Origin of the sequence: Pseudomonas sp. GM78, assembly GCF_000282475.1 — a bacterium.
Classification (GTDB): domain Bacteria; phylum Pseudomonadota; class Gammaproteobacteria; order Pseudomonadales; family Pseudomonadaceae; genus Aquipseudomonas.
This window is the reverse complement of sequence record NZ_AKJF01000217.1, coordinates 1-18,337: the sequence shown is the minus strand read 5'-3', so window position 1 is coordinate 18,337 and position 18,337 is coordinate 1. Positions and strand designations below refer to the sequence as shown.

The 18,337-nt window shown below is 62.1% G+C and carries 17 protein-coding genes and 1 pseudogene; 7 read left to right on the top strand and 11 right to left on the bottom strand.

What is annotated here, in order from left to right; all coding sequences use genetic code 11:
• Positions 1 to 5: 5 nt before the first annotated feature.
• Both PMI35_RS01155 and PMI35_RS01160 read right to left on the bottom strand, forming a co-directional pair.
• Entirely contained in the window at positions 6 to 860 is an 855-nt protein-coding gene (locus PMI35_RS01155) for a MaoC family dehydratase (RefSeq protein WP_008066244.1), read from the bottom strand.
• Between the two features lie 2 nt (positions 861 to 862).
• Positions 863 to 2,215, bottom strand: a complete 1,353-nt coding sequence (locus PMI35_RS01160; RefSeq protein WP_008066242.1) for a 3-oxoacyl-ACP reductase — start codon at positions 2,213 to 2,215, stop codon at positions 863 to 865.
• Between the two features lie 119 nt (positions 2,216 to 2,334).
• Between PMI35_RS01160 and PMI35_RS01165 the strand changes: the two genes are divergently transcribed.
• Both PMI35_RS01165 and PMI35_RS01170 read left to right on the top strand, forming a co-directional pair.
• Positions 2,335 to 3,612, top strand: a complete 1,278-nt coding sequence (locus tag PMI35_RS01165; RefSeq protein WP_008066240.1) for an acetyl-CoA C-acetyltransferase — start codon at positions 2,335 to 2,337, stop codon at positions 3,610 to 3,612.
• Positions 3,613 to 3,691: 79 nt separating this feature from the next.
• Positions 3,692 to 4,483, top strand: coding sequence for an AraC family transcriptional regulator (locus tag PMI35_RS01170; protein ID WP_008066238.1), 792 nt, complete (start codon positions 3,692 to 3,694; stop codon positions 4,481 to 4,483).
• Positions 4,484 to 4,585: 102 nt separating this feature from the next.
• Here PMI35_RS01170 and PMI35_RS36050 read toward each other — a convergent pair whose 3' ends face one another.
• Complete coding sequence (locus tag PMI35_RS36050; protein WP_370628334.1) at positions 4,586 to 5,314, bottom strand: methyl-accepting chemotaxis protein; 729 nt, start codon at positions 5,312 to 5,314, stop codon at positions 4,586 to 4,588.
• A 129-nt stretch (positions 5,315 to 5,443) separates the two neighbouring features.
• Positions 5,444 to 6,532: pseudogene (locus PMI35_RS36045) on the bottom strand (cache domain-containing protein); the annotation flags it as partial.
• Between the two features lie 294 nt (positions 6,533 to 6,826).
• Here PMI35_RS36045 and PMI35_RS01180 point away from each other — a divergent pair.
• Entirely contained in the window at positions 6,827 to 7,720 is an 894-nt protein-coding gene (locus PMI35_RS01180; protein WP_008066229.1) for a PA4780 family RIO1-like protein kinase, read from the top strand.
• A gap of 225 nt (positions 7,721 to 7,945) precedes the next feature.
• Here PMI35_RS01180 and cueR read toward each other — a convergent pair whose 3' ends face one another.
• The 3 genes from cueR to PMI35_RS01195 form a co-directional block, all read right to left on the bottom strand.
• Positions 7,946 to 8,359 (bottom strand): Cu(I)-responsive transcriptional regulator, encoded by a 414-nt coding sequence (gene cueR, locus PMI35_RS01185; RefSeq protein WP_008066228.1) that lies wholly within the window; start codon positions 8,357 to 8,359, stop codon positions 7,946 to 7,948.
• A complete protein-coding gene (locus tag PMI35_RS01190; RefSeq protein WP_008066227.1) occupies positions 8,356 to 10,749 on the bottom strand; it encodes a heavy metal translocating P-type ATPase in 2,394 nt (797 codons plus the stop codon). Before PMI35_RS01190 ends, cueR begins: the two co-directional genes overlap by 4 nt.
• 144 nt (positions 10,750 to 10,893) lie before the next feature.
• The gene (locus PMI35_RS01195; protein WP_008066226.1) at positions 10,894 to 11,277 is read right to left on the bottom strand and encodes a hypothetical protein; all 384 of its coding nucleotides are present in this window, start codon (positions 11,275 to 11,277) and stop codon (positions 10,894 to 10,896) included.
• 162 nt (positions 11,278 to 11,439) lie between these two features.
• Between PMI35_RS01195 and PMI35_RS01200 the strand changes: the two genes are divergently transcribed.
• Both PMI35_RS01200 and PMI35_RS01205 read left to right on the top strand, forming a co-directional pair.
• Positions 11,440 to 11,637 carry a heavy-metal-associated domain-containing protein gene (locus PMI35_RS01200; protein WP_008066225.1) on the top strand — a complete coding sequence of 66 codons (198 nt, stop codon included), beginning with the start codon at positions 11,440 to 11,442 and terminating at the stop codon, positions 11,635 to 11,637.
• Between the two features lie 93 nt (positions 11,638 to 11,730).
• The gene (locus PMI35_RS01205; protein WP_008066223.1) at positions 11,731 to 12,927 is read left to right on the top strand and encodes a multidrug effflux MFS transporter; all 1,197 of its coding nucleotides are present in this window, start codon (positions 11,731 to 11,733) and stop codon (positions 12,925 to 12,927) included.
• Positions 12,928 to 12,935: 8 nt separating this feature from the next.
• On the opposite strand, the gene PMI35_RS35025 is transcribed toward PMI35_RS01205, so the two are convergent.
• Together PMI35_RS35025 and PMI35_RS01210 are read right to left on the bottom strand one after the other, a co-directional pair.
• Positions 12,936 to 13,106: a hypothetical protein gene (locus tag PMI35_RS35025; RefSeq protein WP_008066222.1), complete on the bottom strand. Its 171-nt coding sequence runs from the start codon at positions 13,104 to 13,106 to the stop codon at positions 12,936 to 12,938.
• A gap of 144 nt (positions 13,107 to 13,250) precedes the next feature.
• Entirely contained in the window at positions 13,251 to 14,264 is a 1,014-nt protein-coding gene (locus PMI35_RS01210; protein ID WP_008066221.1) for a zinc-binding alcohol dehydrogenase family protein, read from the bottom strand.
• Between the two features lie 126 nt (positions 14,265 to 14,390).
• Here PMI35_RS01210 and PMI35_RS01215 point away from each other — a divergent pair, with 126 nt between their 5' ends.
• Both PMI35_RS01215 and PMI35_RS01220 read left to right on the top strand, forming a co-directional pair.
• Positions 14,391 to 15,320 (top strand): LysR family transcriptional regulator, encoded by a 930-nt coding sequence (locus PMI35_RS01215; protein ID WP_008066220.1) that lies wholly within the window; start codon positions 14,391 to 14,393, stop codon positions 15,318 to 15,320.
• A gap of 226 nt (positions 15,321 to 15,546) precedes the next feature.
• A complete protein-coding gene (locus PMI35_RS01220) occupies positions 15,547 to 16,281 on the top strand; it encodes an ArsR/SmtB family transcription factor (RefSeq protein WP_008066219.1) in 735 nt (244 codons plus the stop codon).
• Positions 16,282 to 16,291: 10 nt separating this feature from the next.
• On the opposite strand, the gene PMI35_RS01225 is transcribed toward PMI35_RS01220, so the two are convergent.
• Positions 16,292 to 17,245 (bottom strand): adenosine deaminase, encoded by a 954-nt coding sequence (locus PMI35_RS01225; RefSeq protein WP_008066218.1) that lies wholly within the window; start codon positions 17,243 to 17,245, stop codon positions 16,292 to 16,294.
• A 78-nt stretch (positions 17,246 to 17,323) separates the two neighbouring features.
• On the bottom strand, positions 17,324 to 18,292 hold the full coding sequence (locus PMI35_RS01230; RefSeq protein WP_008066217.1) for a 2-oxoglutarate and iron-dependent oxygenase domain-containing protein: 969 nt from the start codon (positions 18,290 to 18,292) through the stop codon (positions 17,324 to 17,326).
• Positions 18,293 to 18,337 lie beyond the last annotated feature (45 nt).

The following is an 18,337-nucleotide window of genomic DNA, read 5'->3' as shown; positions in this document are numbered from 1 at the left end:
CAGGGTCAGGCAATCGGCCGCCAATGCCCCACCATGTGCTCCAGCTCACCGACCCCCACCAGTTGCAGATCCCCACTTGAACCTGCGGCGCTGGCCAGTAACGTCACCTCGCTGGGCAGGCGCACCGGCTTTTTGAATTGCACCGCAATCTCGATATTCGCCGCCGGCAGATGCTCGGCGAGGGCGGCCAGGGTGCGGGCTTTGTTCCACAGTCCATGGGCAATCGCCGAGGGAAAACCGAACATTTTGGCGCTGGCCGCACTCAGGTGAATCGGGTTGTAGTCGCCGGATACCTTGGCGTACTGCCGGCCGATGTCCGCGGGCGCTGTCCATTGGGCGACTTGCGTCAGTGCCAGCGTCGAGGTTAGCACCTCCTCGACGGGCTCGCCCTCAAGCTTCACCCCGCGGCACAGCATCTGGCTTTGCGCCTCCCAGAGCGGTCCCAATTGATCATCCAGCGTCGTCACCAGGTCGAAGGTCGCGCCCTTCGCATGGGGTTGCAGGTTCTCCACGCACACGCTGGCGCGCACTCGATGAACCCCGCCCATGGGCCGCAGCACGCGGATGCGATTGCTCAGGTGTATCAGCCCCAGCAGCGGGAACGGAAAGTCCCGGGCGGTGAGCAATTGCATCTGCAAGGCGAATGCAAGGATGTGCGGGTAGGTGGGTGGCAGCAGGCTGTTGTCGGCGAAGCCGCAGACCTTGCGATAGGCCGCCAGGCGCGTTGGATCGACATCGAGCCAGCAGCGCAAGCCCGAATCGGGCAGGGTGGTGCCGGTGATTTTGCGCCGCGTCGCCGCCTGGACATACAGCCCCGGCAGGCTGGGTTCGCGATTGAGGGTGTGCCAGTCGATGATCATGCCTAGGCCCCCAGGACGCTTTGCCCGCAGACACGCAATGCTTGCCCTGTGAACGCGCCCGTGCCCGGTTGCGCGAGCCAGGCCACGGCTTCGGCGACGTCTTGCGGCAGGCCGCCCTGGCCCAATGAGCTCATGCGTCGTCCGGCTTCGCGCAGACCGAAGGGAATGTGTGCGGTCATCTGGGTTTCAATGAAACCCGGCGCCACGGCATTGATGCTGATGCCCCGTTCATGCAACAGCGGCGCCCACGCCTGTGCCAGGCCAATCAGGCCGGCCTTGCTCGCCGCATAGTTGGTTTGCCCGCGATTGCCGGCGATGCCACTGATCGACGCCAGCAGGATCACCCGGCCATCGTCGCGCAGGGTGCCGCTGTCGAGCAGGGCCCTGGTCAGCACTTGCGGGGCGTTGAGGTTGACGGCGAGCACCGCATCCCAGAACTCCGGGGTCATGTTGGCCAGGGTTTTGTCCCGTGTGATGCCGGCGTTGTGCACCACGATGTCGACGCCGTCAGGCAACTGTTCCACCAACTCGGTGGCGGCATTCTCGGCGCAGATGTCCAAGGTGATGCCACGCCCGCCAAGGCGTGCGGCGAGGGCGTCGAGATCGGTCCTGGCCGGGGGCACGTCGAGCAGGATGACCTCGGCACCGTCACGGGCCAGGGTTTCGGCGATGGCGGCGCCGATGCCCCGTGCAGCCCCCGTGACCAGTGCCTTGCGCCCAGCCAGCGGGCGAGTCCAGTCCGTCACCTGAGTGGCGCAGGCCGTCAGGCCAATCACTTGCCCGGACACGAAGGCGCTTTTCGGTGAGAGGAAAAACCGCAGCGGTCCTTCCAGTTGATCCTCGGCACCCTCGCCAACATGGATCAGCTGCAAGGTGCCACCGCTGCGCAGCTCCTTGGCCAGCGAGCGACTGAAACCTTCGAGGGCGCGCTGGGTGCTGGCGACGAACGGGTCGCTCAAGGTCCGCGGGTCACGTCCCAGGATCACCAGATGGGCGCTGTGGTCAAGATTTTTCATCAGTGGCTGGAAGAACTCGCGCAGTTGCTTGAGCTGGTCGGCCTGCACCAGATCACTGGCATCGAACACCACGGCCTTGAGTTTCGGCCCGTGTCCGGGAATCCACGCGGTCGCCATCGAGGGCTCGGTGCCATAGGTGTAGATCGCGTCCGTCAGGCGGTTGGCGAAGGCGCTGACCTTTTCCGCCAGTGGTCCGCCGCCAATCAGCAAAGCGCCTTCGACAGGGCGCAGTCGGCCCGCTTGCCAGCGTTCCAGGCGTACCGGCGAAGGCAGGCCCACGGCTGCGACCAGTCGATGGCCGATGGACGAATTGGCGAAGTCGATATAGCGGTCGGACATGGAACGCGCTCCAGCAGATGAGGTTCAAAGTGTGGACCATGAATGGCAATCAGTCGTTCGATTCACTGGAAAAGGCCTACGCTTGCGGGTAGTGGCCTTCACAGAATAGGAAGCTTTTCATGACTCAGCTGCGTCGCGTCGCGATCATCGGTGGTAACCGAATACCCTTCGCTCGCTCCAACGGGCCGTATGCCACCGCCAGCAACCAGGCCATGCTCACGGCCACACTCGAAGGCCTCATCGAACGCTACAACCTGCATGGCCTGCGCCTTGGCGAAGTGGTTACCGGGGCCGTCCTCAAGTTGCCGCGGGACATGAGCCTCACACGCGAATGTGTACTCGGTTCGCGGCTGTCGCCCACTACCCCGGCCTACGACATCCAGCAGGCTTGCGGCACCGGGCTGGAAGCTGCGCTGCTGGTGGCGAACAAAATTGCCCTGGGCCAGATCGATTGCGCCATCGCCGGTGGCGTCGACACCACCTCGGACGCGCCGATCAGTGTCAGCGACGGGTTGCGCAAGATTCTGCTGCAAGCCTATCGCGCCAACACGACCGTTGAAAAACTCAAACCCTTCCTACAGTTGCGCCCCCGACATTTGATTCCCGAGTTCCCGCGCAATGGCGAGCCGCGCACCGGAATGTCCATGGGCGAGCATTGCGAGCTGATGGCGCAGACCTGGAACATTGACCGAGAAGAGCAGGATCAATTTGCGCTCCAGAGCCATGAGAAACTGGCCGCGTCCTACGCCGAAGGCTGGCAGAACGATTTGATGACACCGTTTCTCGGCCTCACCCGCGACAATAATTTGCGCCCGGACCTGACCCTGGACAAACTCGCCTCGCTCAAACCCGTGTTCGACAAAAGCGCGAAAGGTACCCTGACCCCCGGCAACTCCACGCCGCTGACCGATGGCGCCTCGCTGGTGCTGCTGGGCAGTGAGGAATGGGCTCAGGCACGGGGCTTGCCGGTCCTGGCCTACCTGCGCGATGGCGAAACAGCGGCGGTGGATTTCGTCAACGGTGCCGAGGGCCTGTTGATGGCGCCGGTGTATGCCGTGCCGCGGTTGTTGGCGCGCAATGGCCTGACCCTGCAGGATTTCGATTACTACGAAATCCATGAAGCCTTCGCCGCGCAGGTGCTCTGCACCTTGAAGGCCTGGGAAGACCCCGAGTACTGCAAAACCCGCCTGGGCCTGGACGCGCCGCTGGGTTCGATCGACCGCAGCCGGCTGAATGTCAAAGGCAGTTCGCTGGCGGCGGGGCATCCGTTTGCTGCCACGGGTGGGCGCATTGTTGCCAACCTGGCGAAGTTGCTCGATGCGGCGGGGAAGGGGCGTGGGCTTATCTCGATCTGCGCCGCGGGTGGTCAGGGTGTCACCGCCATCATCGAGCGTTAACGATAGGTCCTGTGTTGAATAGAGGGGTGACATGGCCTAACGTCGCCCCATCAGCCGTGTCGCAACACAAGGCCAGGCAATGCCGACTAACGGACAGGTTTCACTCGAACGCAGTATCCCACCGCTCATCACACTGCCGCGTCCGCTGTACGCCCGGGTGGAGAGCCTCAATGCCGGGTCGTGGACGCCGTCCCATCGACACGACTGGGTGCAGTTTTCCTATGCCATCAGTGGCGTGCTCGGTGTGCACACCGCCGAGGGCAGTTTCTTCGCGCCGCCCCAGTGGGGCATCTGGATTCCGGCGGATCTCGATCATCAGGTCGTGACCTCGATGCGCGCCGAGATGCGCAGCCTGTATGTGCGGCGCGAAGATTGCGGGTGGGCGGACGGGCGTTGCCGGGTACTGGAAGTGACGCCGCTGGCCCGGGAGCTGATCAAGAGTTTTTGCCTGCTGCCAGTGGAATATCCACAAGGCGACAGCCCGCAAGCGCGGCTGGTGAGTGTGTTGCTCGATCAGTTGGCGACGCTGCCGGAAGTCGGTTTTTCCTTGCCGTTGCCCCGTCATGAACGGTTGCTGGGGTTGTGCAACGAGCTGATCGAAAATCCCGAGCGCAATGTGACCTTGCACGAATGGGCCGAGCGCCTGGCTACGTCGGAAAAAACCCTGATGCGCCTGTTCCAGCGGGAAACCGGGTTGAGTTTTCGTGGCTGGCGCCAGCGTATGCGCTTGCTCTCGTCGTTGAGTCTACTGGAGGAGGGCGACAGCGTGACCAATGCCGCGCTGGCCTGTGGGTATGACTCGACGTCGGCGTTTATTGCGGCGTTCAAGAGTCTGTTCGGGTTTACCCCGGGAGAACTGTTCAGACAGTGATGGCCTCATCGCTGGCAAGCCAGCTCCCACAGGGTTTTCACTGTCCTTGTGGGAGCTGGCTTGCCAGCGATTGGCCGCGAAGCGGCCACCGGGGATTTTGAATCAGGTACGGAACCGCCGCACCAACCCATCCAGCTCATTGGACAACCCGGCCAGGCTCTGGGAATCCAGGCGCGCCGAGTTCGCCAGTTCGGCCACCAATTGCGCATCGCCATGGATCTGGCTGATGTGCCGGTTGATGTCTTCGGCCACCTGATGCTGTTGCTCCGCCGCCGTGGCAATCTGGGTGTTCATGTCGCGGATCACGTCCACCGACTCGCGGATCTGCCCGAAGCTGTTGCGCGCTTCGCCGATGCGCGTCACCGATTGCTGGGACACCTCCAGGCTCGCATGCATCTGTTGGGTCACCTGGCTGGTGCGCTTGGCGAGGTTGCCCAGCAGCCCGTCGATTTCCGCCGTGGAGTCGGCCGTACGCTTGGCCAGTGCCCGCACTTCATCGGCCACCACCGCAAAACCACGACCCTGTTCACCGGCTCGCGCCGCTTCGATGGCCGCGTTCAGCGCCAGCAGGTTGGTCTGCTCGGCGATCGAGCGAATGGTCCCCAGGATCGACTGGATGTCATTGCTGTCGCGCTCCAGCTGTTGCATCGACTGGGCCGACTGTTCGATTTCCTGGCTCAGGCGATCGACGCTGCTGACGGCCGCGTCAATCTGTTGCTGGCCTTCGCGGGCCTGGCGCTGGCCGCTGTCGGCGGACTCGGCCGCCTGGCTGCAGGAACGCGCCACTTCGTTGGCGGTGGCGACCATTTCGTGGAATGCCGTGGACACCATGTCCACTGCTTCACGCTGGCGACCAGCCGCTTCGGCCATGTCGCTGGAGACCTGGGTCGAGCTCTTGGACGTGGCCAGGATGCTGGTCGCGGCGCCACCAATGCTCTGGATCAGGTTGCGAATCGCGGTCAGGAACTGGTTGAACCAGTTGGCCAGTTGCGCGGTTTCGTCGCTGCCGCGGATTTGCAGGCTCTTGGTCAGGTCGCCTTCACCCTGGGCAATGCCTTCCAGGCCGTCGGCCACGCTGCGGATCGGTCGCACGATGACGCTGGCGAAACTGGCGCCGACGATGGCGAAGATCACGGCCAGTACCGCGGCGATGATCGCGATCAACCAGGTCAGCTGGGTCGCGGTGCTCATCACATCGCTCTGCTTGATCAAGCCGATGAAGGTCCAGCCCAGTTGCTCGGACGGCCAGACGTTGGCCATGTAACGCTCGCCATTGAGTTCGACTTCGACCAGGCCTTTGCCGGCCTTGGCCAGTTGCGCGTAACCCTCGCCGAGGCTGCCCAAGGCCTTGAAGTTATGTTCCGGTTGCTTCGGGTCGACCAGTACGGTGCCGGAATTTTCCAGCAGCATCAGGTAGCCGGTTTCGCCGAGCTTGATCTGCTTGACCAGTTCGGTGAGCTGTTTGAGCGACACGTCGATGCTGACCACGCCGCCGTTGGTGCCCAGCTTGTTGTCGATGGTGCGTACGGTGCTGACGTAGGACGTATCGTTTTCGGCCCAGTAATAGGCTTCGGTACGGAACGGTTTTCCCGGTTTGGCCTGGGCTGCCTTGTACCAGGGGCGTTGGCGCGGGTCGTAGTTGGCCAGCTTGGCATCGTCCGGCCACGACACATAACCACCGGCCGCGGTGCCGAGGATGGCGTAGGCGTAAGACGGGTGGGCGTTGCCCAGGTCCTGCAGGAAGCCAAAGACTTTCTTGTCCATTTCGCCCTGGGGAATGCTGGCGGCGTTGGCGTTCATGTAGGTCTTGAGGCTGTCGTCGGAGTTGGTGATCAGCGGTTGCCGGGCCAGGTATTCGACGTTCTGGCTGATGCCGTCGAAGAACAGTTGCATGGCATTGCTGACCTGACGGATCTCGCGACCGCTGTTGTCGACGAATTCATCCTTGGCATCACTGCGCAAGTTCAGCACGACGAGGGTGGCGACCAGTACCACCGGCAAGCAGGCGATGATTGCAAACGCCCAGGTCAGTTTCTGTTTGATGTTCATCCGCGCTCCAGATTTTCTTGTAGGCCCACGCAGTGCAGATGACTCGCGGTTTATTGGCAGCCGTAAACGTTGTTGATCCCGGTTCCCTGGGTGCGGCATCGTTATTGTTGTAAAAACGATTGTCGGACAAATCACTTTGTCACTTAGGACTTCGGCTGTTGCCTGAGGAAATTGAGGGCTGTTTTGAAAAATCACGCGAACGGTACGTCGGCACCCCCTCCCCCGAATGGATGGATTGCCGTATAACGAATGACTTTCGCGTGTTTGGTAATAAAGGACCCACAATAAAAGCTGATGAAGACTCCAAAACGCATTGAACCCCTGATCGAGGACGGTCTGGTCGACGAGGTGCTGCGCCCACTCATGAGTGGTAAAGAAGCAGCTGTTTATGTGGTGCGCTGCGGCAACCAGTTACGTTGCGCGAAAGTCTACAAGGAGGCGAATAAACGCAGTTTTCGTCAGGCGGCCGAGTATCAGGAAGGCCGCAAGGTGCGCAACAGCCGACAGGCCCGGGCCATGGCCAAGGGCTCCAAGTTCGGCCGCAAGGAAACCGAAGACGCCTGGCAGAACGCCGAAGTGGCGGCGCTGTTCCGCCTGGCCAATGCCGGTGTGCGGGTCCCCAAGCCGTATGACTTCCTTGAGGGCGTGCTGCTCATGGAGCTGGTGGCCGACGAGTACGGTGATGCGGCGCCGCGCCTGAACGACGTGGTACTGGAGCCGGACCAGGCGCGCGAGTATCACGCGTTCCTGATTTCGCAGATCGTGCTGATGCTGTGTACCGGCCTGGTGCACGGTGACCTGTCCGAGTTCAACGTGCTGTTGACCCCGACCGGCCCGGTGATCATCGACTTGCCGCAAGCGGTTGACGCGGCGGGCAACAACCACGCGTTCAGCATGCTGGAGCGGGACGTGGGCAACATGGCGTCCTATTTCGGACGGTTTGCGCCAGAGTTGAAAAAGACCCGGTACGCCAAGGAGATGTGGGCCTTGTACGAGGCGGGTACCTTGCACCCGGCCAGCGTCCTGACCGGCGAGTTCGACGAACCGGAAGAACTGGCCGATGTCGGCGGCATCATGCGCGAGATCGAGGCCGCGCGCCTGGATGAAGAGCGCAAGCAAGCGGCGCGTGCCGCAGACGATGCGCCACCGGGCAAAACCGAAGAACCGCCTCCGCCGTGGATGCAGTGATCGGTTAATCAAAAACCCGGCTTCGGCCGGGTTTTTTGTGGGTGCAGATTCAAGATTGATGTCGCCTGGCAGTCCGCCTTCGTCGGAACGCCGCCCGGGGCAAGCCCGCTCCCACAGGGATCTCGGGTGTGAATGCTATCTATGCCATACAACGGAACACTGTGGGAGCGGGCTTGCCCCGGGCGGCGTTCCGACGATGGCGTCAGCACATTCAACACTAATGTGTCAGGCACGCACCGGTTCAACACAACACCCCGACTCAAGATTCTTCAGAATCGGACAATCCGGCCGATGATCCCCCTGACAATGCTCGACCAGATCCTGCAACGTATCGCGCAGTTGCCCCAGCTCACGGATCTTCTGGTTCAACTCATCGATATGCTGCCGGGCCAGCGCCTTCACATCGGCACTGGCACGCTGGCGGTCCTGCCAGAGGGTCAGCAGCTTGCCGACCTCTTCCAGGGAAAACCCCAGGTCCCGGGACCGCTTGATGAACGCCAGCGTATGCAGGTCATCGTCGCTATACACCCGGTAGCCGCTGTCGGTGCGATGGGCCGCCTTGAGCAGGCCGATGGACTCGTAGTAACGAATCATCTTCGCACTCAGGCCGCTGTGGCGGGCTGCTTGGCCGATGTTCATCGGTTGTCCTCCAGATCCTCGGGTTTCCAGGTTTTCAACAGTAGCGCATTGCTCACCACGCTCACACTCGACAACGCCATCGCCGCACCGGCGAGCACCGGGTTGAGGAAACCGAAGGCGGCCAGGGGAATGCCGATCAGGTTATAGACGAAGGCCCAGAACAGGTTCTGCCGGATCTTCGCGTAGGTCTTGCGGCTGATCTCCAGCGCCGCGGGTACCAATCGCGGATCGCCGCGCATCAGGGTGATCCCGGCGGCGTGCATGGCCACGTCGGTGCCGCCCCCCATGGCAATGCCGATATCCGCCGCGGCCAGTGCCGGCGCATCGTTGATGCCGTCGCCGACCATCGCCACCACAGCGGTTTTCTTCAGCATGGCGACTTCGGCGGCCTTGTCTGCCGGCAGCACTTCGGCGTGTACGTCCTTGATGCCCAGTGCATCGGCGACCACTTTGGCGCTGCCACGGTTGTCGCCGGTCAGCAGGTGACTGCTGATATGGCGTGCGCTGAGTTGTTGCACGGCTTGCAGCGCGCCAGGCTTGAGCGTGTCACCAAAGGCGAACAATCCCAGTACTCGCGGCGCAGGGCTTTGCTCGATCAGCCAGGACAGGGTCCGGCCCTCGGTTTCCCAGGCCGTTGCCGAATCGGCCAAATCACCTGCGCTCAATCCGCTTTCTTCCAGTAGGCGCCGATTACCCAGGGCCAGCCGACGGCCATCAAGGCTGCCGGCAATGCCGCGCCCCGTCAGGGACTGGCTGTCGCTGACATCGGCCACGCTCAGGCCGCGTTGTGCGCACTCGTCCAGCACAGCCTTGGCCAGCGGATGCTCACTGCCGCGTTGCAAGGCGCCGGCCAGTTGCAGCAGGGTGCTTTCGTCACCCTCGATGGCACTCAAGTGGGCGATGCGTGGGGCGCCAGAGGTCAGGGTGCCAGTCTTGTCGAACACCACCGAACTGACTTCATGGGCACGTTCCAGCGCTTCGGCGTCCTTGATCAGGATCCCATGACGCGCCGCCACCCCGGTGCCGGCCATGATCGCCGTCGGCGTGGCCAGGCCCAGTGCGCAAGGGCAGGCGATCACCAGCACGGCCACGGCATTGATCAGGGCGGTTTCCAGCGGCGCGCCGTACAGCCACCAGCCGATCATGGTCGCGAGTGCCAGCAGCAGGACCACCGGCACGAAGACCTGGCTGACTTTATCCACCAGTTTCTGGATCGGTGCCTTGGCCGCCTGAGCGTCCTCAACCAGGCGAATGATGCGCGCCAGCACCGTTTCCGCGCCGAGTGCCTGGGTGCGCACCAGCAGTCGACCTTCACCATTGATCGCGCCGCCGGTGACCTTGTCGCCCGGTTGCTTGGGCACCGGCAGGCTTTCGCCACTGATCAAGGCTTCGTCGGCATGGCTCTGGCCGTCGACCACTTCACCGTCCACCGGAAAGCGTTCCCCGGGTTTGACCAGCACCAGGTCATTGAGGCGCAGGGCGCTGATGGCCACTTCCTGCTCACGGCCGTCGACCACCTGGATCGCCCGCTCCGGGCGCAACGCTTCCAGGGCACGAATGGCGCTGGCGGTCTGGCGTTTGGCGCGGCTTTCCAGGTATTTGCCCAACAGCACCAGGGCAATCACCACGGCCGAGGCTTCGAAATACAGGTGCGGCATGCGCCCGGCGGTGGTGGCCCATTCGTAGAGGCTCAGGCCGTAACCGGCGCTGGTGCCCAGCGCGACCAGCAGATCCATGTTGCCAGCACCGGCACGTACGGCTTTCCAGGCGGCCACATAAAACCGCGCGCCGAGGATGAATTGCACCGGCGTGGCCAAGGCGAACTGTGCCCAGGCGGGGAGCATCCAGTGCACTCCAAACGGTTGCAGTAACATCGGCAAAACCAGCGGCAAGGCGAGGGCAATGGCCGCGATCACGGCCCAGCGCTCGCGGTGCAGTCGGCTTTGCTGCGTGTCGATGTGAGGCTGATCGTCTTGCCAGACGCTGGCGGCGTAGCCGGCCTTGGTCACGGCACCGATCAGGGTTTGCGGGTCGACCTGTCCGAGCAGCTCCACGTGAGCGCGTTCATTGGCCAGGTTGACGCTGACGCTCTTGACCCCCGGCACTTTGTTCAACGCTCGTTCGACCCGGCCGACGCAGGAGGCGCAGGTCATACCGTCGATGCTCAATTCCAGCCGCTGCTGCGGCACGCTGTAACCGGCCTTTTGCACCGCCTCCATCAAGGCCGGCAGGCTGTCGGCCGGCGCTTGAACCCGGGCCTGCTCGGTCGCCAGGTTGACGCTGACGGCACTGGCGCCGATAACGTTGCTCAAGGCGCGCTCGACACGCCCGGCGCAGCTGGCGCAGGTCATGCCGGCAATCGGCAGATCGAAAGTAGTGGATTCGGACATCGGTCACGCTCCCTGTAGAAGATGCCTACAGGATCAACCTTGCCATGCTGGCAAGGTCAAGCGCAAAAATCGATATTGCTGGGGTGTACCCGCCGCACCGCGTTATCGTTCTTCGCCGGCAAGCCTGGCTCCTACAGGGGGGGATCAGTATCCGAGGCCTGCGCGCTTGAGATACATCCCGTCCTGGGTCATCGCAATCCGGTACTTCAACACGTCACCGGCCTTGAGCTGAATGTCTTGCGAACCCGGCGCCAGCATGCCCGGGTTGCACCCCGGTGCCTGGCCCGGCAGCAGCTTCAGGCGCAGCGACACATTGCCTGGCGGCAAGTTGAACGAAGTGCTTTGCTCCTGGAACAGCCGCGCCGCCAACTGGTCCTGGATGTACACGCCTATCTCACAGCTGGTGGCGACTTCCAGGCGCTCGCGGGAAATGATCAGCACGCCATAATCCTCCCCGGCGGCATTGACCGGGGTTGTGGCGATGAAAAGGCTGAGCAGGCCAAACAGGCTGAAAGCTGACCAGCGCATGGCTGAATCTCCTGGGATCAAGTCGTAGATGAACGCAGCTTGGCCGAGCGCGAAGCCGATTGCCAGCCCGGCAGGTCATTTCAGAACTTGACCTTGCCATGGTGGCAAGCTCGAGACTGTAGGTCACCTCATTCAAACGCCCCATTAAAGGAGGAGTCATCCATGCAAGTGTTCAACGTTGAAGGCATGTCCTGCGGTCACTGCGTCAAGGCGATCACGCAGGCCGTGCAGGCCAGGGATCCGGCGGCGAGTGTGCGGGTCGATTTGGCGGCCAGGGAAGTCGGGGTCGAGAGTGCATTGAGTGCCGAGCAAGTGATCGAGCTCATCAGTGAAGAAGGCTACAGTGTGAAGTTGGCCTGAATTTTTTAATAGTTAGCGAGCTAACTTAATGTTCAAGGCGTCCATGCGCGGCTAGACTGTCGGGCTGCCGACTTCTGTCCCATGGGATGCCTGATGAATTTTCGCACAATCCTGATTCTTGGCGCCTTGAGCGCTTTCGGTCCGCTGGCGATCGATTTCTATCTGCCGGCGTTCCCGGCGATGGCGCTCGCCTTTGGCACCGACGAAAAACACGTTCAGCTGACGTTGGCCGCGTATTTCCTTGGCTTGTCCATTGGTCAACTGGCCTACGGCCCGGTGGCTGACCGTTTCGGGCGACGCATTCCGTTGTTGATCGGTGTCGGGCTGTTTACCGCCGCTTCGTTGGCGTGCGCGTATGCGCCAAACCTGGACTGGCTGATCGGCGCGCGGTTCATCCAGGCACTGGGCGGTTGCGCAGGGATGGTGATCTCGCGGGCGGTGGTCAGCGACAAATGCGATGCGGTGGGCTCGGCGAAGGTCTTTTCGCAATTGATGCTGGTGATGGGCCTGGCGCCGATTCTTGCGCCGATGCTCGGCGGCTTGCTGGTCAACACCACAGGCTGGCAGTCGATCTTCCTGGCACTCACCGGCTTCAGCGCCTTGGCAGGCCTGGCCGTGGCATTGGGCTTGCCGGAAAGCATGCCCGCCCATTTGCCCCGCCAACCCTTGGCCGGGGCCTTGCGTCAGTACGCACGTTTGCTCAAGGACCCGGTATACCTCGGCCATGCCTTGACGGGCGGTATCGCCATCGCCGGCATGTTCTCCTACATCGCCGGGTCGCCGTTCATCTTCATCAAGCTCTATGGCGTCCCGGCCGAGCATTTTGGCTGGTTCTTCGGTGCCAACGCGGCGGGGTTCATCCTGGTGGCGCAGGTTAACGCACGACTGTTGGCCAAGCGCGGCCCGGCGTTCCTGCTGACTCGCACCGTGTGGATTTACCTCGGTGCCGGCTTGGCGCTGCTCGCCGTCAGTGCGTTGCACACCGCAGAGCTCTGGCCATTGCTGATTCCGTTGTTCGTATGCATCGCCAGCTTGGGTTGCATCCTGCCCAATGCCTCGGCTTGTGCGATGAACGGCCAGGGCGCCCGCGCCGGCAGTGCCTCGGCGATGCTCGGATGCCTGCAATTCAGTGTCGCGGCAGGCGCCGCGGCGCTGGTCGGTGTCTTGCACGACGGCAGCGCCATGCCGATGGCCATGGTCATCAGCCTGTGCGGGATTCTTGTGGTGAGCGCGGCACTGCTCACCCGGCGTTTGCAGAATGCCCGGGCGCTGGTGCAAGCCCAGGTTTGAGGGCGGACTCAGCCAACAGCGCGCTGTTGGCGGTCGGGTATCTGGTGCGGGGCGTGCAAGCGCGCTTCAAGAGTATTGGTGAAGGCGCGGGCTTCGGCTTCGCTGCGGAAGGTGACGGCATGTTGATCCAGGCGGACCTGCCACTGGGACTTTGCCAATTCTTTTATCAGGATCTTCATTACTGACCTCCTCAAGTAAAAGATTGTCTCGCAGAGGCTTCGATTGTAGTCCTGAATACGAACGCTATTGTGACAAGGCACAACTCTCGGACTGACGGTTTGTAACAAAAAACATCGCAGTCCGAGGGCGGCTCCTGCAGGCGCTTAAAACCCTTCCAGCACAATCTTGCCCTTGGATTTTCCGCTTTCCAGCAGTGCATGGGCACGTCGCAGGTTCGCGGCATTAATGGTGCCAAAGTGTTCGCCGACCGTGGTTTTCAGGGTACCGGCATCGATCAGATCGGCGACCCGGTTGAGCAGTTTGTGCTGTTCGATCATGTCCGCGGTTTCGAACAGTGAGCGGGTGTACATGAACTCCCAGTGCAGCGACAGGCTCTTGCGCTTGAGCTTGGTCACGTCGAGGGTTTTCGGGTCATCGATCAGCGCCAGCTTGCCTTGCGGTGCCAACGCCTCGACCAGTTGATCCAGGTGATGATCGGTCTGGGTCAGGCTGGCGACATGGGTTACCTGATCGATGCCGGCCTGCTTGAGGGCCTGGCTCAGTGGCTGGCTATGGTCGATCACCTGATCGGCCCCCAGCGCCTTCACCCAGCTTTGGGTCTGCGGGCGCGAAGCGGTACCGATCACGTTCAGGCCCGTGAGCTGTTTGGCCAGTTGCGTGAGGATCGAGCCGACGCCACCGGCCGCACCGACGATCAACAGGCTCTGGCCTTCATCAGTCTTGCCTTCGCGCACCTGCAGGCGCTCGAACAGCAACTCCCACGCGGTAATGGCCGTCAGCGGCAGGGCAGCGGCTTCAGCGAAACCGAGGGTTTTCGGCATATGGCCGACGATTCGCTCATCCACCACGTGCAGCTCGCTGTTACCCCCGGCGCGGGCGATGGAGCCGGCGTAGAACACCTTGTCGCCGGCCTTGAACAATGTCACTTCACTGCCAACGGACTTGACCACGCCGGCCACGTCCCAACCCAGCACTTTGGCCGCGCCGGCTTCAGGCTGGACGTTCTGCCGGACCTTGGTGTCCACCGGGTTGACGGAGATGGCTTTGACTTCCACCAGCAGGTCACGGGGGCCAGCGACCGGCTCCGGCAGTTCGATGTCTTGCAGGGCGTTTTCATCGCTGATCGGCAGCGAGGCGTAGTAGGCAACGGCTTTCATGGAAGACTCCCAAATAACTATCTGAAGAAAGATTCGATGGGGCGGATGATTGGCTATTTCTATGCAAGATAAAACCCGCTAAAACAGCAGTCTCTTTCAATATTTTTTTGATAATAAAGGCTTCAAATGCTGCGATTCGATGATTTGCAGTTGTTTGTCCGGGCGGCGGACCTGGGCAGCCTGTCCGCGGCCGCACGGGGCATGGACATGTCGGCGGCGGTGGCGAGTGCGGCGTTGAAGCGCATCGAACAGCAGCTGGGTGCCCGTCTGCTGGCCCGCTCCACCCGCAGCCTGCGCCTGACCGCCGAAGGCGAAGGGTTTCTCGAGTACGCCCGGGCGGCCTTGAGTCATCTCGACGAAGGCCGGCGTTTGTTGGCCAGTGGCCAGGACCAGGTCAGCGGCGTCCTGCAGCTGTCGGCACCGTCGGACTTTGGTCGCAACCTGCTGCTGCCCTGGCTGGACGAGTTTCAGCGCGAGCACCCGAAGCTGACCGTGCGCCTGCTGCTGGGCGACCGCATCGCCGATCTGTTCCGCCAGCCAGTGGACATCGCCCTGCGTTACGGCGAGCCGGAAGATTCCAGCCTGGTGGCGCTGCCCATCGCCCCACACAATCGTCGCGTGCTGTGTGCCGCGCCCGTCTATCTCGCCCGGCGTGGCGAGCCGCGCCAACTGGAGCAACTGGCCCAACACAATTGCCTGCTGTTCATGCTGGGCAGCCGGGTGCACGACCACTGGAGTTTTCATGACGGCAAGCGCGAGGTCGGCCTGACCGTCAGTGGCGATCGTTTCAGTGACGATGCCGATGTCGTGCGCCTGTGGGCCCTGGCTGGGGCCGGAATCGCCTACAAATCCTGGCTCGACGTGGCCGCCGATGTGCTCGCGGGACGCTTGAAAGTGTTGATGCCGGAACTGCTCTGTGAGCGCGCACCGCTGAATCTGTTGTGCGCCCACCGCGCACAATTGAGCAAGCCAGTGAACCTTCTGCGGGAAATGCTTGCCAGCCGATGCGCCCGCTTGAGTAGTCATTTTCCAGGGTTGTCGGGTATCGATCATTAGTCGCAGGCAAAAAGCGAAATTTCCCTCAGGAACTATCAGCATCGGCGGTTTGCAGGGAGCAGGATCTGGCGGGCAACCGGCCTATACTAACCCTCGCCTCGTGAGCGCACCGTCGATCGAAAGGGCGAGCCCGGTTTATGGCAGTTTCCACGTTTGGCCGACGGCACATGACGGGTCAAGATATCTCTGAGCAGCAGGACGATACGATTCAACAGGGAGTGAATACATGGAACATGCACCTTGCATCAGCCAGATAGCCACGTTGCTGGCTGACCCGAAGCGCAGCGCAATGATGTGGGCCTTGATGGACGGTTCGGCGCGGCATACCGAAGAATTGGCCTTGATGGCCGGCCTGTCACCGTCTTCGGCCAGTGCACACCTGGGACGGCTGTTGGCCGGAGGCCTGTTGAAAGTGGAAGCCCGTGGGCGAAAGCGCTTCTTTCGCCTGACTGCGCCCGAAGTCGGTGTCGCGATTGAAGCCCTGGCCAGCGCCACGCTGGCCAGCACACCGCAGGATATCCCGGACATCTTCAAACGCGCCGCCCCCTTGGCCAAACCTCAGCCGAAGGGTTCATCGTTATTGCGCGCACGGCTTTGTGACGACCATTTGGGTGGAACCCTGGCCGCCGATCTGTACCAGCGCCTGCTGGAGGCGGGCTGGATCGAACAGTTCGATCAACGGGTCACGATCACCCTCAAGGGCTCGACGCAGTTGGCGTCACGCGGCGTCTTCATTCAGGCGCTGGCCCATCGCAACGGCAAGGTTGCCTGTGCGTGTCCCGACTGGAGCGAAAGACGCCCGCACCTGGGCGGTGCCCTGGGTGCGGCGTTGTTGCAGCTGTTCATGCAGTCCGGCTGGTTGAGCTTGCCCGTGGACTCTCGTGCCCTGCAGCTTACCGCCGCCGGGCAGAAAGAAATTCACCGTTTCGCCAAGCAAACCGAGCTTGAGATGGCCATGTAGACGGGCGGTCTCAGGGTTTCACCAACCGGGCATCCAGGCTGTTCTGCGCCAGGCGTTTGGCCTGGTCCTGGGTCATGCCCAGATCGGTATACAGGGCGTGGAAGTTTTCCGTGACGTAACCGCCGAAGTACGCCGGGTCATCGGAGTTCACGGTCACTTTCACGCCACGCTCGAGCATGTCGAGAATATTGTGCTGCGACATGTGATCGAACACACAGAGCTTGGTGTTGGACAGTGGGCACACGGTCAGCGGGATCTGCTCGTCGATGATGCGCTGCATCAAGCGCTCGTCTTCGATGGCGCGCACGCCATGGTCGATACGCTGTATTTTCAGCAGGTCGAGGGCTTCCCAAATGTACTCGGGTGGGCCTTCTTCACCGGCGTGGGCGACCGTCAGGAAACCTTCGCCACGGGCGCGATCGAACACGCGCTGGAATTTGCTTGGCGGGTGCCCCATCTCGGAGCTGTCCAGACCTACGGCGACAAACGCATCGCGGAACGGCAGCGCCTGATCGAGGGTTTTCTGTGCTTGTTCTTCGCTCAAGTGGCGCAGGAAACTCAGGATCAAGCCGCTGGTGATACCCAGTTGCTGTTCACCATCCTTCAACGCTGCCGCGATGCCGTTGAGCACCACTTCGAATGGAATGCCACGGTCGGTGTGGGTCTGCGGGTCGAAGAACGGTTCGGTGTGAATCACGTTCTGCGCCTTGCAGCGCAACAGGTAGGCCCAGGTCAGGTCGTAGAAATCCTGGGAGGTGCGCAGCACGTCGGCGCCCTGGTAGTACAGGTCGAGGAATTCCTGCAGGTTGTTGAAGGCATAGGCCTTGCGCAGGGTGTCGACATCGTTCCACGGCAGGGCAATCTTGTTGCGCTCGGCCAGGGCAAACAGCAGTTCGGGTTCCAGCGAGCCTTCCAGGTGCAGGTGCAGTTCTGCCTTGGGCAGAGCGTTCAGCCAGTCGTACATAATTCTGTTCTCATCAGGTGCAATGGCGCCATTCTACAGATGCTCATCGCAACAATTGGTAAAACCTGACCAGGCGGTTCATTCCGCTGCCTCCTGTTCCCGTCGATAAGCGTAGGTATCGGCGAAGCGTGAGAGCAGGAACTGGGCGCAAGTGGTGGCCGGGTATTTCGCCGCCTGCTGCTCATCCTGACATCCGGGCAGGCATTCGATGCGGGTATCGGGGTGCGGCTCGGCAAAGAATGGCATCGAATAACGATCCACGCCCAACGGGCTGATCACCCTGTGCGGCGTCGACAGGTAACGATCGTTGCTCCAGCGGGCCATCATGTCACCGAGGTTGACCACGAACGTCCCTTCGATCGGCGGGGCATCGATCCATTCGCCTTTTACGTTCCTGACCTGCAAGCCACCGGCGGCATCCTGGTAGAGCAGGGTGATGCAGCCGTAGTCGGTGTGGGCGCCAGCGCCTTGCTGCTCCCGGGAGCTGGCGGTGTGGCGCGGCGGGTAGTGAATCATCCGCAGTACGCTCACCGGCTCAAGAAAGCGTGTGTCGAAAAAGTCCCGCTCGATGTCGAGCGCCATTGTCATAGCTCGCAACAAGGTTTGCGCGAGCGCCTGCATGTCGACGTAGTGCTGCTCCATCAGCGCCTCCCAACCCGGCAGCGCTGGATGGCGGTTGGGGCCGCGCAACGGTTTTTCCGCGAGCACATCGGGATGGTCGAGTGGCAGGTGCAGGCCCATGTCGAAGGTTTCTTTCAGGTCGCTGGGTTTGCTCGGGTCGAGCTGCTCGGTGGCGATGGCGCCATAGCCGCGATGGTGGCGGGTCTGGGTGATGTCGATCTTGAGTTTTTCGGCGGTGGGCAGGGCGAAGAAGCGCTGGGCGCTGTCGAGCACGGCGCTGATGCGCGCGGCGGAAATCGGGTGACCCTTGATATAGAAAAAGCCCCATTGGCGGCAGGCGTGGTCGATTTGTTTTGCCACGGCTGCCCAGGCGCTTTGGTCGTCGCTGTAGAGCGGGGCGATGTCGATGATGGGAAGCTGGTTCATACACAATCCTGAATACGCTGAAGATTCCTGTAGGAGCTGCCGCAG

Coding starts and splice junctions, on each gene's coding strand:
- PMI35_RS01155 (WP_008066244.1), bottom strand. CDS start 860: ATGATCATCGACTGGCACACCCTCAATCGCGAACCCAGCCTGCCGGGG.
- PMI35_RS01160 (WP_008066242.1), bottom strand. CDS start 2,215: ATGTCCGACCGCTATATCGACTTCGCCAATTCGTCCATCGGCCATCGA.
- PMI35_RS01165 (WP_008066240.1), top strand. CDS start 2,335: ATGACTCAGCTGCGTCGCGTCGCGATCATCGGTGGTAACCGAATACCC.
- PMI35_RS01170 (WP_008066238.1), top strand. CDS start 3,692: ATGCCGACTAACGGACAGGTTTCACTCGAACGCAGTATCCCACCGCTC.
- PMI35_RS36050 (WP_370628334.1), bottom strand. CDS start 5,314: ATGGTGTCCACGGCATTCCACGAAATGGTCGCCACCGCCAACGAAGTG.
- PMI35_RS01180 (WP_008066229.1), top strand. CDS start 6,827: ATGAAGACTCCAAAACGCATTGAACCCCTGATCGAGGACGGTCTGGTC.
- cueR (WP_008066228.1), bottom strand. CDS start 8,359: ATGAACATCGGCCAAGCAGCCCGCCACAGCGGCCTGAGTGCGAAGATG.
- PMI35_RS01190 (WP_008066227.1), bottom strand. CDS start 10,749: ATGTCCGAATCCACTACTTTCGATCTGCCGATTGCCGGCATGACCTGC.
- PMI35_RS01195 (WP_008066226.1), bottom strand. CDS start 11,277: ATGCGCTGGTCAGCTTTCAGCCTGTTTGGCCTGCTCAGCCTTTTCATC.
- PMI35_RS01200 (WP_008066225.1), top strand. CDS start 11,440: ATGCAAGTGTTCAACGTTGAAGGCATGTCCTGCGGTCACTGCGTCAAG.
- PMI35_RS01205 (WP_008066223.1), top strand. CDS start 11,731: ATGAATTTTCGCACAATCCTGATTCTTGGCGCCTTGAGCGCTTTCGGT.
- PMI35_RS35025 (WP_008066222.1), bottom strand. CDS start 13,106: ATGAAGATCCTGATAAAAGAATTGGCAAAGTCCCAGTGGCAGGTCCGC.
- PMI35_RS01210 (WP_008066221.1), bottom strand. CDS start 14,264: ATGAAAGCCGTTGCCTACTACGCCTCGCTGCCGATCAGCGATGAAAAC.
- PMI35_RS01215 (WP_008066220.1), top strand. CDS start 14,391: ATGCTGCGATTCGATGATTTGCAGTTGTTTGTCCGGGCGGCGGACCTG.
- PMI35_RS01220 (WP_008066219.1), top strand. CDS start 15,547: ATGGAACATGCACCTTGCATCAGCCAGATAGCCACGTTGCTGGCTGAC.
- PMI35_RS01225 (WP_008066218.1), bottom strand. CDS start 17,245: ATGTACGACTGGCTGAACGCTCTGCCCAAGGCAGAACTGCACCTGCAC.
- PMI35_RS01230 (WP_008066217.1), bottom strand. CDS start 18,292: ATGAACCAGCTTCCCATCATCGACATCGCCCCGCTCTACAGCGACGAC.